Source organism: Haloferax denitrificans ATCC 35960 (assembly GCF_000337795.1).
Lineage (GTDB): Archaea > Halobacteriota > Halobacteria > Halobacteriales > Haloferacaceae > Haloferax > Haloferax denitrificans.
In genome coordinates, this window is record NZ_AOLP01000011.1 from 82,613 (window position 1) to 96,667 (window position 14,055).

Consider the following 14,055-nt stretch of genomic DNA (forward strand, 5'->3'; position numbering starts at 1 on the left):
CCCGATTCGACGCCCTCGGGACGCATTTGTCACTCGGCGCGTCGCGTTTCAGCAGAAGTGCGAGGGGAGGGATTTGAACCCACGGACCCCTACGGGAGCGGATCTTGAGTCCGCCGCTTTTTCCTGACTTAGCTACCCTCGCGCGTACTCAAGTACGACAGGGGGACCGCTAAAACGTTGCGAAACGTCAGACGACGCCGCCGAACTGCTCGGCGACGGGGAGACCGCCACCGACACTCACTCCGGTCGCCACTCGCAGGACGCGCCGGTTGCGAGTCCCGCCGCGTCGATGTGCGACGAGAGGCACGCGTAGTTGCAGAACGCGCCCGCCGGCACGCGCTCGCCGGCTTCGAGTTCCTCCACGAAGACGGGGTCGTGACGCCGAACGTCGCTCCCGCAGTAGGTGCAGTCTATCGCGTCCGTCACGCCCGACCGTTGTCGCGCCAGCACGAAAAACCGCGCGACCGATTGCGCCACCGATGGAGTTACCGGCCTCCCCGTCGCCCTGACTCACATGGACGAACACACCCGCGACCCGAGCGTCGCCCCGCCGCTCGGCAACCCGTCGGGGTGGGACGACGACCTGCGGACGTGGGAGCACGCGACGCTCCGGCGGGCGGTCGAACACGGCGTCCGCCTGTTCAACTCCGGCGACTTCCACGAGAGCCACGACTGCTTCGAAGACGAGTGGTACAACTACGGCGCGGGGACCGCAGAAAGCGCCTTCCTCCACGGGATGGTGCAGGTCGCCGCCGGCGCGTACAAGCACTTCGACTTCGAGAACGACGCGGGGATGCGGTCGCTGTTCGAGACGGCGCTGGAGTACATCCGCGGCGTCCCGGAGGACTTCTACGGCGTCGACGTGGACGACGTGCGCGAGACCCTTCGGGCGGCGCTGAACGACCCGACGGCGCTCCACGGCTGGCAGATCGCCCTCGACGGACACCGCGCGACCGCCTATCCCGCCGACTACGAGTACGCCGAGGAACTCGACCACTGACCGCGTCGGACCCGGAGGTGCCGCAGTTCCGAGGCGACTGTCTCGGCTGACGCGTCCGCGAAAGCGGCGCGAACCGGGAGAATCTAAAGGTCCATTAGCGTCCAGTTCTAGGAACCGGCAATGCGAATCTACGAACTCGGTGACGGCACGCCGGAAGTGTCGGTCGTCGGGTCCATCCACGGCGACGAGCCCTGTGGTGCTCGCGCCATCGAGCGATTCGTCGCGGAGGACCCCGACGTCGAGCGGCCGGTGAAGCTCATCGTCGCCAACGAGGAGGCGCTGGCGGCGGACGAGCGCTACCTCGACGAGGACCTCAACCGGGCGTTCCCCGGCGACCCGAACGCCGAGAGCCACGAGCGACGCCTCGCCCACGACCTCGGCCGCGAGGTCCGCGGCACCACGGCCTTCTCGATTCACTCCACCCAGTCGTACGCCGAGCCGTTCGCCATCGTTGACACGGTCGACGCCATCTCCCGGTCGATTCTCCCTCGCCTCCCGGTCGACGTGGCCGTCGAGACGAACCACTTCGCGGAGGGCCGCCTCATCGAACACGCCCACACCATCGAGGTCGAAGCCGGCCTCCAGAAGTCCGACGAGGCCGCCGACAACGCCTACTGGCTCATCCGGGCGTTCCTCACCGCGACCAACGCCCTCCCCGCGCCCGCGATCGCGAGCGACGGGGGGAACGACGGCGGCGCACCCGACGAAACCGCGTCGCAGACCGAAGACGACCGGCTGAAACTCGGCATCCCCGAGGAGCACAGCCTCGACGTGTTCCGCCTGCTCGAACGGCTTCCCAAGCCGCCGGCCGACCAGTACGAGGTCCACGCGACCAACTTCGAACCCGTCTCGGCGGGCGAGACGTTCGCCCGCGCCGACGCCGAGCAGTTCGTCGCCGACCGCGATTTCTACCCCATTCTCCTTTCGGCGTACGGCTACGCGGACATCTTCGGCTACGCCGGCGAGAAGGTCGGCACGCTCCCGTAGTCGGTCGGCTCTCTCGGTTCTCCCGTCCGTTCGGTTCTCTCCTCACGGATTCGAGCCACCGCGTCGGCGACCGAGAACCGCAGAAAATCCCTACTCGTCGGCGGGTTCGAACTCGACGAGCGTCAGGTTCCGGTCGAGGTGGCAGTGGTCGTGCGGGGGGTCGCCCAGTACGTCGTGGATGCGGTACTCCTGGTCGAACTCCGCCCCCTCGGGGACGCAGTACTCGTGGCTCGGGCACTCGGTGTGCGGGCAGGGACCCTGCAGGCTGGCCTTGCTCCCGGCGTACGCGCCCTTCGAGGGGACGTTCGCCGTGACCGGGGCCGGCTCGACCTCGACGGCGCGGACGCCCTCGTCGTGGACGGCGCAGTCGAGGACCTGCGTGTTCTCGCGCACGCCGAGGACCCGGTAGCGGACGCCCTCGGTGAGGTTGAGACACTGGCGGCGATACGGACAGCCCTCGCAGGCGCTCGATTCACCGTGGTAGACGAACTCGGTGCCGGGGTCGGTCAGGCGGGCACCGACGAGAGTGACGGAGGTCATAGCGGTGGTTCTCCTGCGAGGTGGTTAAGGCTCCCGCCCGGTCAGCTCGTCGAGCTTCTGGAAGTACTCCTCGCGGGGGACCTGGTAGGCGCTCCGGTAGTCTATCTCGCCGTCGGAAAACCGCCCGGCGATGTCGGTCGCGCCCTCGACGGCCGCCTCGCGGGAGTCGAACGCCTCGACGACGACCTCGATTTCGGGTTCGAGATAGAGTACCGCGTGCCACGTCTCGGTGCGTATCTGCGTCGCGCCCGGACGGTTCGCCCGCGACCCGTTCCAGACGAAGACGGTCGGCATGCACTCGGCGGGGAAGGCGCTCTCGTTGAACACGTCGGGGCGATACGCGAGGATGCGCCGCCCCTCGGGTTCGTCGTTCCAGAGCGTCCACCCGTCGGGCAGGTCGGTCATGGGCGTGCTAGTCCGCCGCGCGTCCTAAGCCTTCCCGCTTCCGCCGCGCCCGCCGGTCGCGCCCTTGCGTCGCGCTCGCGCGTCGCCGCGACGGCGGCTCGCCAGCGGCCTGACGCCGATTCGGCGGCCGTGGTTTACCGCTCGAAAGTGACCGGGCGGCGACGACATGAATCCCAGCCGACCCGATTAACGGGACCGCCAACGGACTGAATCGCCGATTAAATCGACATACGTCGGTCAGTCGAAGGGTCACTCGATGTGGTACGTATCTGGATTGGTTGGCGTTCGAGACAATTCGTTGACTACTTTCACAGAAAGCGTTATATGTTAACGTCTCTCATTGATTGGTAGTCTCGGTCCCCGGGCCGAGCGAGCCGTCACGCATCGTCCGCAAATCGCCGATTCTGTCGCCCGTCGCCGACCCGTTGTGAGCGCGTAGCGGCGGCGACGCACTCCGATTCACCGCCCGCGGTCTGTCGCCGCGGGTCCGTGGCTCTGGGTGTGTCGTCTGCGACCCGCGAACGCGGGCGCGTCGCCCTCGGTCGTCTCCGGACGGCTGGTCCGACGAGGCTCCACGAACAATGACCGGCGAAATTGAAACACTCGCAGACCTGAGCAAGCACTACAAAGACTCCGTGCCCGCGGACCTCCGCGAGGCCAAGAGCTTCGAGTGGTACTTGGAAGAGGTCTACGCTCACCCAAAGATCGCTCGCAACGCCCACCAGCGCGTGGCGGACATGTTCGACTTCTACGGCACCCGTTACGACGAGGACGCGGGCGTCGTGGAGTACCTCATGGCCTCCGAAGACCCCCTTCACGACGGAGAGAACGTCTTCTACGGCCGCGAAGTGCACGAGTCGATACACGAGTTCGTCAACAAGGTGAAATCGGGGGCCCGCGGCCTCGGCCCCGAAAAACGCATCAAACTCCTCTTGGGCCCCGTCGGCTCCGGGAAGTCGCACTTCGACTGGATTGCCCGCCGCTACTTCGAGGACTACACCATGTCCGACGAGGGGCGGATGTACACCTTCCGGTGGACGAACATCGGCGACGTCATCCGCGACCAGGACCCGTCCGACGACGTGGTCCAGTCGCCGATGAATCAGGACCCGCTCGTGTTGCTCCCGCAGGAACAGCGCGACGTGGTCATAGAGCAGTTGAACGAGAACCTCGACGCGCCCTACACCATCCGGAACGACCAGGCGTTAGACCCCGCCTCGGAGTTCTACATGGACCGACTGCTCGCCCACTACGACGACGACTTAGAGGAGGTCGTCGAGAACCACATCGAAATCGTCCGGCTCGTCGCCTCCGAGAACAAACGCCAGTGCATCGAGACGTTCGAGCCGAAGGACAAGAAGAACCAAGACGAGACCGAACTCACCGGCGACGTCAACTACTCCAAGCTCGCGGTGTACGGCGAGTCCGACCCGCGGGCGTTCGACTACGCCGGCGCGTTCTGTAACGCCAACCGCGGCATCTTCTCCGGCGAGGAACTGCTGAAGCTCCAGCGGGAGTTCCTCTACGACTTCCTGCACGCCTCGCAGGAACAGACCATCAAGCCGAAGAACAACCCCCGAATCGACATCGACCAGGTCATCGTCGGGCGGACGAACATGCCCGAGTACAGAGAGAAGAAGGGCGACGAGAAGATGGAGGCGTTCAACGACCGGACCAAGCGCATCGACTTCCCGTACGTCCTCGAGTACGAACAGGAGGCCGAAATCTACCGGAAGATGCTCCGGAACGCCGACGTGCCCGACATCCACGTCGAGCCGCACACGCTGGAGATGTCCGGCCTCTTCGGCGTCCTGACCCGCATCGTCGAACCCGACTCCGACACCATCTCGCTCGTCCAGAAGGCGAAGGCCTACAACGGCGAGCTGGACGACGGCGACGACGTGGACGTGCGCAAACTCCGCGAGGAAGGCGAGAAGAAAGCCGACATCGCAGAGGGGATGGACGGCGTCTCCGCCCGGTTCATCGGCGACGAAATCGCCGAGGCCATCATGGACGCGACTCACCGCGGCCGCGGCTACCTCTCGCCGCTGTCTTCGTTCACGCACCTCGAAGAGAACCTCGAAAACCACGGGTCGATTCCCGAGGAGAACCTCGAACGCTACCACCGCTACCTCGAGATGGTCCGCGAGGAGTACAAAGAGCGCGCCATCGAAGACGTGCGCCACGCCCTCGCCTACGACATCGACGAGATTCGCCGGCAGGGCGAGAAGTACATGGACCACGTCATGGCCTACATCGACGACGCGACGGTCGAAGACGAGCTGACGGGCCGCGACCAAGAGCCCGACGAGAAGTTCCTCCGCGCGGTCGAGGAGAAGCTCAACATCCCCGAGGACCGCAAGGACGACTTCCGACAGGAGGTCTCCAACTGGGTCTCCCGGCGCGCCCGCGAGGGCACGTCGTTCAATCCGCAGGACAACGACCGCCTCCGCCGCGCCCTCGAACGCAAGCTCTGGGAGGACAAGAAGCACAACATCAACTTCTCGGCGCTCGTGAGCGCGAACGAGCTCGACGACGACGAGCGCAACGCGTGGGTAGACGCGCTCGTCGACCAGGGCTACTCGCGCGACGGCGCACGGGAGGTGCTCGAGTTCGCCGGTGCGGAGGTGGCGAAGGCCGAGCTCGAAGGGTGACCATGCGAGACTACATCCGCGAGGCGGACGAGGCGCTCCGCGGCACCTACGAGGAGCCGATGAGCCTCGGCGAGTACGTCGACGCCGCGTTCGAGTCGCCGTCTATCGCCTCCCACGCGTCGAAGTACCTCCTGGAAGCCATCGAGTCGATGGGGACCAGACAGGTGGTCGAACAGGGCGAGGAGAAACAGCGCTACCGCTTTTTCGACGACCCCGCCAACGACGGCGAGCACGCGGTCCTCGGCAACACGGAGGTGCTCAACGCCTTCGTCGACGACCTGCGGACCATCGCCGCCGACCGCGGCAAAGCCGAGAAAATCGTCTGGTTCGACGGCCCGACGGCCACGGGCAAATCCGAGTTGAAACGCTGTCTCATCAACGGGCTTCGGGAGTACTCGAAGACCGACGCGGGGCGGCGCTACACCGTCGAGTGGAACGTCGCCAACGCCGACGACACCCGCGGGCTGTCCTACGGCGGCGAGGTCGACGCCGACGACGAGGACTGGTACGAGAGCCCGGTCCAGTCGCACCCGCTTTCGGTGTTCCCCGCCGAGGTCCGCAAGCGACTGCTTTCCGACCTCAACAGCAGGAACGGCGACCACATCGCCATCGACGTGGACGAGGACCTCGACCCGTTCTGTCTGGAGGCGTACACCTACCTCGAAGAGGAGTTCCGCCGGGCGGGGAAAAGCGACCTCTTCAGCGCCGTCACCGACCCGAAACACCTCCGGGTGAAGAACTACGTCGTCGACGTCGGCCGCGGCGTCGGCGTCCTCCACTCGGAGGACGACGGGTCGCCCAAGGAGCGACTGGTCGGGTCGTGGATGCCGAGCATGCTCCGCGAGCTGAACTCCCGCGGGCGGAAGAACCCGCAGGCGTTCAGCTACGACGGGGTGCTCTCGCAGGGAAACGGCCTCCTCACCATCGTCGAGGACGCCACCCAGCACGCCGACCTGCTCCAGAAGCTCCTGAACGTCCCCGACGAGGGGCACGTCAAACTGGACAAGGGAATCGGGATGGACATCGACACCCAGCTCGTCATCATCTCGAACCCGGACCTCGACGCCGAACTCGACAAGTACGCCGACAGGAACGGTCGCGACCCGCTGAAGGCGCTCAAGCGCCGGCTCAACAAACACGAGTTCCGCTACCTGACGAACCTCTCGCTGGAGGCCGAACTCATCCGCCGCGAGCTGACGAACGAGACGAGCGTCTGGACCGACGACCCCGAGGCGATGGCCGACCGCGTCGCCGAGGCCGTCTCGTTAGACGTGCGCGAGGGGCCGGGCGAGGTCCGCACCCGCGAACTCGCCCCGCACGCGGTCGAGGCCGCGGCGCTCTACAGCGTCGTGACCCGTCTCGACGGCGACGACGTGCCGCGCGACCCGGACGCCGAGTTCGACCTCGTGGACAAGGCGCTGTTGTTCGACCGCGGCTACCTGCAGGTCGGCGACCAGCGCCACGAGGTGTCGGCGTTCGAGTTCATCGGCGACTCGGAGGGGACCCACGGGATTCCCGTGACGTTCACCCGCGACGTCATCGCCGATCTGCTTCACGACCGCATCGACCGCAGACACCCCGACCTCGACGTGTCGTCGGTGGTGATGCCGGCCGACGTGCTCGACGAGATGGTCGCCGAACTCTCCGATGCGCCGGTGTTCTCGCGGGCGGAGTCCTCGGAGTACGAGGGCCGCATCGCGATGGTCAAATCGTACATCTTCGACCGGCAGGAGGCGGACGTGCTCGACGCGCTTCTCGCCGACAAGGGCGTCGAGCGCGAGACGGTCGAGGAGTACGTCGAACACGTCTACGCGTGGGCGTCCGAGGGGCAGATAGAGACCGAACGCGGGCCGGTCGACCCCGACCCGCTTCTCATGAAGCTGTTCGAGACCGAGCACCTCGGGCGCTTCTCGCCGGGCGACTACGAGGGCAACGAGCCCTCCGAGTCGGTCGAGGAGTTCCGCAACGAGAAGGTCATCACCGCGCTCAACCGCTACGCGTGGGAGAACCGCGACGAGGGATTCACCGTCTCCGACGTGGACCTCACCGAGATTCCGGTCATCCGGACGGTGCTCGAAACCCACGACTGGGAGGACGTGCGCCGGCTGTTCTCCGACCTCGACCCCCGCCAGTGGGACGACCCGCCGGCGAACACCGAGACCGCGCGCGTGAAAGCCCGCACCATCGACGAACTGGTCGACCGCGGCTACACCGCCGCGTCGGCCGAACTGACCAGCCGCGCCGTGATGAAGGAGGTGAGCCACACATGGGACTGAGAGACGACCTCGAACGGTTCCGCGAAGTGGGCGAAGAGCGCCGCGAAGACCTCAAGGAGTTCATCTCCTACGGCGACCTCGGCGCGTCCGGCTCGAAGGACATCAAGATACCCATCAAGGTCGTGGACCTGCCGGAGTTCAAGTACGACCGCCTCGACATGGGCGGCGTCGGACAGGGCAAAGGCGGCACGCCCGACGTGGGCCAGCCGCTCGGCCAGCCGCAACCCGGCGACGGCGACGGCGAAGACGGCGAGCCCGGCGAGGAGGGGGCCGAACACGAGTACTACGAGATGGACCCCGAGCAGTTCGCCGAGGCGTTGGACGAGGAACTCGGCCTCGAACTCGAACCGAAGGGCAAGGAGGTCGTAGAGGAGGTCGAAGGCGACTTCACCGACATCACCCGGAGCGGCCCCCACAGCACCCTCGACTTCGAGCGCCTGTTCAAAGAGGGCCTGAAGCGCAAGCTGGCGATGGACTTCGACGAGGAGTTCGTCCGCGAGGCGATGAAGGTCGAGGGCACCACCGCCCGCGAGGTGTTCGAGTGGTGCCGCGAGCAGAACATCCTCGTCTCGATGGCGTGGATAGAAGACGAGTGGGGCCGCATCCCGGACGACGAGCGGGGGACGTGGGCCTCCTTCGAGGAGATGGAAGAGAACGTCGAGCGGACGACGTCCATCCAGCGCATCCGCCGCGAGGGGCTCCGCGAGATTCCGTTCCGCCGCGAGGACGAGCGCTACCGCCACCCCGAGGTCGTAGAGAAGAAGCAGTCGAACGTCGTGGTCGTCAACATCCGCGACGTGTCGGGGTCGATGCGGGAGACGAAACGCGAACTCGTCGAGCGCACCTTCACCCCGCTCGACTGGTATCTCACGGGCAAGTACGACCACGCAGAGTTCGTCTACATCGCCCACGACGCCGAGGCGTGGGAGGTCGAACGCGACGAGTTCTTCGGCATCCGCTCGGGCGGCGGGACGCGCATCTCGTCGGCCTACGAGCTGGCCAAGGAGGTCTTAGACGAGCGCTACCCGTGGCGCGAGTGGAACCGCTACGTCTTCGCCGCGGGCGACTCCGAGAACTCCTCGAACGACACGAAAGAGCGTGTCGTCCCGCTCATGCAGGAGATAGACGCGAACCTCCACGCCTACGTGGAGACCCAGCCCGGCGGGACCGCAATCAACGCCACGCACGCAGAAGAGGTCGAACGGAGCCTCGGCGAGCAGGGTAACGTCGTCGTCGCGTACGTCTCGGAGCCCGACGACGTCATCGACGCCATCTACACCATCCTCAGCACGGAGGCGACAGCAGAATGAGTTTCAGACGACACCGCAGAGACGCACAGCGCGAGGCCGCCAGACTCGACGAGCCCGTCCGGGAGGCCGGCGCGCTCGCGAAGAAGCTCGGACTCGACCCCTACCCGGTGAACTACTGGGTGGTCAACTACGACGAGATGAACCAGCTCATCGCCTACGGCGGCTTCCAAGAGCGCTACCCGCACTGGCGGTGGGGGATGACCTACGACCGCCAGCGGAAGACCGACCAGTTCGGCATGGGCAAGGCGTTCGAAATCGTCAACAACGACGACCCGGCGAACGCGTTCCTCCAGGAGTCGAACTCGCTGGCCGACCAGAAGGCCGTCATCACCCACGTCGAGGCGCACTCGGACTTCTTCAAGAACAACCAGTGGTTCGGGCTGTTCTCCGACGAGGGGCAGTTCGCCGCCGCCGCGATGCTCGAACGCCACGCCCAGACTATCGAGAGGTACGTCCAGAACCCCGAAATCAGCCGGGACGACATCGAGAAGTTCATCGACGCCGTGCTCTGTCTGGAAGACACCATCGACCAACACCGGACCATCCGCGAGGCCGCCGCCGACGAGGACGGCCGCATCCCCGGCGACATCCGCGCCCAGTTGGAGAGCCTCGACATCTCCGAGGACGTGCGCCGCGAGGTGTTCGACGACGCGTGGCTCGAAGCGGCCGAGGAGGCCGAGCGCGAGGCCGCGAAGCTCACCGCTCCCCGGAAGGACGTGCTCGCGTACGTCCGCGAACACGGCATGCGGTACGACGAGGAGACGGGCAAGGCAGAGGAGATGGAGCCGTGGCAGAAGGACGTCCTCGACATGCTCCGCGAGGAGGCGTACTACTTCGCCGCCCAGAAGATGACGAAGGTGATGAACGAGGGCTGGGCGGCCTACTGGGAGTCGCTCATGATGGCCGACGAGCGGTTCGCCGGCACGGACGAGTTCATCACCTACGCCGACCACCAGTCGCGCGTCCTCGGGTCGCCCGGGCTCAACCCCTACAAGCTCGGCAAGGAGCTGTGGGAGTACATCGAGAACTCGACGAACCGCGCGGAGGTCGCCGACAAGCTCCTGCGCGTGAAGGGCGTCACGTGGCGCAACTTCCGCGAGACGGTCGACTTCGACGAGGTGCAGGAACGCCTCCGGGCGGACCCGGTCATCGACGGCGTCAGCGCCGACTCCCTCGACGAACTGTCCGAACTCGGCCCCGACGACCCCAGAGTCGACCACGAGACCCTCGACCGGGCGCTTTCGGGCGACGAGTCGCTCGACCTCGACGCCTACCCGTGGAAGCTCCTCACCTACGAGGGGCTCGCGGAGCGTCACTACTCGCTGGTCAAGTCGCAGAACCGCGGGTTCCTCAGTCGGATACGGCGCTCCGAGCTCGAACAGCTCTCGCGGTACATGTTCGACGACGAGGTGTACGACAGCGTCGCGGAGGCCGTCGCCGACGTGGACAAGACCGCCGGCTGGGACCGCATGCGCGAGATTCGCGAGAGCCACAACGACGTGACGTTCCTCGACGCGTTCCTCTCCGAGGAGTTCGTCCGCGCGAACCACTACTTCGCCTACGAGTTCTCCCAGTCGTCGCGGCAGTTCCGCGTCTCCTCGTCGGAGTACCGGGACGTGAAAAAGAAGCTCCTGTTCCAGTTCACCAACTTCGGGAAGCCGACCATCGCGGTGTACGACGGCAACTTCGACAACCGCGGGGAACTCCTGTTGGGCCACCAGTACAACGGCGTCATCCTCGACATGAAGCAGGCGAAGGGCGTCTTGGAGCGCGTCTACCACCTCTGGGGCCGCCCGGTGAACCTGATGACCATCACGAAGGAGTTCGACGAACACGAGGTCGAAGTCGCCCGGCGACGGGGGCGCGAGCCGACGCCCGAAGAACGAGCCATTCGGATTCGATACGACGGCGCGTCGTTCGAGGAACACGACCTCGACGCCGAACTGGAAGCGCGCATCGCCGCCGGCGAGGTCGACTACGACACGAAGCCCGATGACTGGCTCTGAGCGGGGCGATGGTCGACGCTGAGCCGCCGGCGGTGGACGAGCCGGCGGACGACTCGCTCGACGAGGCCGACATCCACGACGTGCTCAGAAACGAGCGGCGACGGCTCGCGCTCGAACGACTGCGAGACGCGGCGGGGCCGGAGTCGGTCGGCGACCTCGCGGAGTACATCGCGGTCGCGGAGTCCGGCGAGTCGCCGCCGCCCAAGAACGTCCGGCAGAGCGTCTACATCTCGCTTCACCAGACGCACCTCCCCAAACTCGATTCGCTCCGCATCGTCGCGTACGACTCGCGGGCGAAGACCGTCTCGCTGGGCTCGGCCGCGGCGGAACTCGACCACTTCTTGGCCGACCCGGAGCCGACACAGCCGCCGCTGGCGCTCCTGTCGCTCGCGACGTGTCTCGCCGGCCTCGCGCTCCTCGTCGCCGGCTGGATGGGCGTCCCCGTCATCGGCGGCGTGGACCCGCGGCTCGTCGCCGGCCTCGCGCTCACCGCGGTCGCGGTCGTCGCCGGCGCGGAACTCGGCTTACAGACGCGAAGCCGGACGTAGCTCGGAGATACGGTCGCGGTCCGTCCTATTCCATCAGCCCCGAATCCGCCGTTCGACTCAAGTCACCCCCATCCTAAGCGCCGCCGACGATGCCCGAGACAACTTCGCTCGCGTGGTTCCGCCGCGACCTCCGCCTGCACGACAACGCGGCGCTCGCGGCCGCCTGTGACGCCGACCGCGTGGTCCCCGTCTACTGCGTGGACCCCCGCGAGTACGGCGACCGACCGTTCGGCGGTCCCGACTCCTTCGACTTCGAGAAGACCGGCGCGCACCGCGCCCGGTTCCGCCTCGAATCGCTGTCCGACCTGCGGGCGTCGCTCCGCGACCGGGGGAGCGACCTCCTCGTCCGCGAGGGCCGCCCCGAGTCCGTTCTCCCCGAGGTGGCCGCCGCCGTCGACGCCGATGTCGTGACGGTCCACACGCGCCCGACGCCCGAGGAGTCGAGCGTCGAATCGGCGGTCGAAACGGAGCTCCGGGACGACGGGGTCGAACTCCGGCGCTTCTGGGGGCACACGCTCACCCACGTCGACGACCTCCCGATGGCGCTGTCGGCGCTCCCGGACACGTACACGACGTTTCGGAAGGCGGTCGAGTCGGCCGCCGAAGACGCCGACGCAGACGCGGCGACTGGGCGCGGAAGCGCGCGCGTCGGCGACTCCGCCGTCGGCGACCACGTCGGCCGCAATTCCTCCGGCCGTAACCTCGCCGGCCGCGACCCGCTTTCCGAACCGACCGTCCCACCGCTTCCCCGAGACGCGCCCGATGCGGGCGACCTTCCCGCAGTCTCGGACCTCGTCGGAATCCCGGACGCCGAGTTCGACCCCGCACCCGACGACCGCGGCGTCCTCCCGTTCGACGGCGGCGAGACGGCCGCACTCGACCGCGTGGCGTCGTACATCTGGGCTGGTGACAACCTCCGCGAGTACAAGGAGACGCGGAACGGACTGCTCGGAGCCGACTACTCCTCGAAGTTCTCGCCGTGGCTGAACGAGGGCTGTCTCTCGCCGCGGTACGTCAAAGCCGAGGTGGACCGCTACGAGGACCGCCGAGTCGCCAACGACTCGACGTACTGGCTCGTCTTCGAACTCCGCTGGCGCGACTTCTTCCAGTTCCAGTTCGCCAAACACGGACGCGACTTCTTCCGCCGCGAGGGCATCCGCGAGCGGACCGACATCGACTGGCGACGCGACGACGCGCAGTTCGAGCGCTGGGCGGCGGGGAAAACGGGTATCCCCTTCGTCGACGCGAACATGCGGGAGCTGAACGCGACGGGCTACATGTCGAACCGCGGGCGACAGAACGCCGCGTCGTTCCTCGCCAACGACCTCAGACTGGACTGGCGACGCGGCGCGGCCTACTTCGAGACGCGACTGGTCGATTACGACCCCGCGTCGAACTACGGCAACTGGGCCTACATCGCGGGCGTCGGCAACGACTCGCGGGACCGCTCGCTCGACGTGCGCTGGCAGGCGAAGCGCTACGACGAGAACGCCGAGTACGTGACGACGTGGCTCCCCGAACTCGACGCGTTACCCGCCGAGTACGCCCGCGAACCGTGGAAACTGAGCGAGGACGAACAGGCGTCCTACGGCGTCGAGCTGGGCGTCGATTACCCCGAGCCGATGGTCGACCTCGACGAGAGGTAGAGAGACGGCGGCGCTCGGAGCGCGGTCCCGACCGCGGTCACGTCATCCCCCACGCGTCGTCGGCCTCGCCGCCGATTCGGGCCACGGCGACCGCGAGGACCGTCACGAGCGCGAATCCGATGAACGCGAGTCGCGGAATCGTCAGGAGGCCGCCGAGCATCGAATACTGGATGGACGTACACGGGCCGCCGACGGTGCACGTCGCGCCCGGCGCGACCTGCAGATAGGAGTGGTACCCCGAGAGCGCGAGGCCGCCGAGCGAGAGCGGCAGGACCGTCTTCCAGACGCCGGGCCGGTCTTCGACCGCGGCGACCCCGAGCACCACGACGAGCGGGTACATCAGGATGCGCTGGTACCAACAGAGATCACAGGGCGTCAGTCCGAGGCCGAGGCTGAAGTAGAGACTCCCGCTCGTCGCGGCGAGCGCGACGAGGGTTCCCGCGGCGAGCGCGGCGCGCGTCGCATCCGACACGCTCAGGCGCTCCCGAGGACGTGCCTCGTTCCGTTCGGTTTGGGAGCCGACCGCTGTCGCTCCGCGCGCGGTTCGCCACGGTCTCGTCGAGTCGAGTCGAGTATCATCGCTTGTTGGACGTGGAGCGACGATAGCCCTCGGCGTACCTCAAGCCATCGGCTCGCCCGGCGACCGGTCGGCGCGCGGCTCACCCGTCCGTGTCGGGCATCGG

At 67.0% G+C, this 14,055-nt stretch carries 12 protein-coding genes and 1 tRNA gene; 8 read left to right on the top strand and 5 right to left on the bottom strand.

Annotation, left to right across the window (positions count from 1 at the left end):
* Positions 1–58: 58 nt before the first annotated feature.
* Positions 59–142, bottom strand: a tRNA-Leu gene (locus tag C438_RS10235).
* A gap of 95 nt (positions 143–237) precedes the next feature.
* Positions 238–426, bottom strand: a complete 189-nt coding sequence (locus C438_RS10240) for a hypothetical protein (RefSeq protein WP_049917949.1) — start codon at positions 424–426, stop codon at positions 238–240.
* An 88-nt stretch (positions 427–514) separates the two neighbouring features.
* Between C438_RS10240 and C438_RS10245 the strand changes: the two genes are divergently transcribed.
* Positions 515–1,000, top strand: a complete 486-nt coding sequence (locus C438_RS10245) for a DUF309 domain-containing protein (protein WP_004969315.1) — start codon at positions 515–517, stop codon at positions 998–1,000.
* Positions 1,001–1,120: 120 nt separating this feature from the next.
* Positions 1,121–1,987 (top strand): succinylglutamate desuccinylase/aspartoacylase domain-containing protein, encoded by an 867-nt coding sequence (locus C438_RS10250; RefSeq protein WP_004969316.1) that lies wholly within the window; start codon positions 1,121–1,123, stop codon positions 1,985–1,987.
* A 90-nt stretch (positions 1,988–2,077) separates the two neighbouring features.
* Here the strand turns inward: C438_RS10250 and C438_RS10255 are convergent, their stop codons facing one another.
* Together C438_RS10255 and C438_RS10260 are read right to left on the bottom strand one after the other, a co-directional pair.
* Positions 2,078–2,527 carry a UPF0179 family protein gene (locus C438_RS10255; RefSeq protein WP_004969317.1) on the bottom strand — a complete coding sequence of 150 codons (450 nt, stop codon included), beginning with the start codon at positions 2,525–2,527 and terminating at the stop codon, positions 2,078–2,080.
* 24 nt (positions 2,528–2,551) lie between these two features.
* A complete protein-coding gene (locus C438_RS10260) occupies positions 2,552–2,932 on the bottom strand; it encodes a DUF5820 family protein (protein WP_004969318.1) in 381 nt (126 codons plus the stop codon).
* Between the two features lie 581 nt (positions 2,933–3,513).
* On the opposite strand from C438_RS10260, the gene C438_RS10265 reads away from it, so the two are divergent.
* The 6 genes from C438_RS10265 (at position 3,514) to C438_RS10290 (ending at position 13,372) form a co-directional block, all read left to right on the top strand.
* Positions 3,514–5,586, top strand: a complete 2,073-nt coding sequence (locus C438_RS10265) for a PrkA family serine protein kinase (RefSeq protein WP_004969319.1) — start codon at positions 3,514–3,516, stop codon at positions 5,584–5,586.
* 2 nt (positions 5,587–5,588) lie between these two features.
* Positions 5,589–7,862: a PrkA family serine protein kinase gene (locus tag C438_RS10270; RefSeq protein WP_049917951.1), complete on the top strand. Its 2,274-nt coding sequence runs from the start codon at positions 5,589–5,591 to the stop codon at positions 7,860–7,862.
* Positions 7,853–9,172 carry a YeaH/YhbH family protein gene (locus C438_RS10275; protein ID WP_004969321.1) on the top strand — a complete coding sequence of 440 codons (1,320 nt, stop codon included), beginning with the start codon at positions 7,853–7,855 and terminating at the stop codon, positions 9,170–9,172. Before C438_RS10270 ends, C438_RS10275 begins: the two co-directional genes overlap by 10 nt.
* Positions 9,169–11,178, top strand: coding sequence for a SpoVR family protein (locus C438_RS10280; protein ID WP_004969322.1), 2,010 nt, complete (start codon positions 9,169–9,171; stop codon positions 11,176–11,178). The genes C438_RS10275 and C438_RS10280 overlap by 4 nt, the downstream gene beginning before the upstream one ends.
* Positions 11,179–11,186: 8 nt before the next feature.
* Positions 11,187–11,726, top strand: a complete 540-nt coding sequence (locus tag C438_RS10285) for a DUF7344 domain-containing protein (RefSeq protein ID WP_004969323.1) — start codon at positions 11,187–11,189, stop codon at positions 11,724–11,726.
* Between the two features lie 89 nt (positions 11,727–11,815).
* Positions 11,816–13,372 (top strand): DASH family cryptochrome, encoded by a 1,557-nt coding sequence (locus tag C438_RS10290; RefSeq protein ID WP_004969324.1) that lies wholly within the window; start codon positions 11,816–11,818, stop codon positions 13,370–13,372.
* A gap of 37 nt (positions 13,373–13,409) precedes the next feature.
* Here the strand turns inward: C438_RS10290 and C438_RS10295 are convergent, their stop codons facing one another.
* A complete protein-coding gene (locus tag C438_RS10295) occupies positions 13,410–13,844 on the bottom strand; it encodes a disulfide bond formation protein B (protein WP_004969325.1) in 435 nt (144 codons plus the stop codon).
* Between the last annotated feature and the right edge of the window lie 211 nt (positions 13,845–14,055).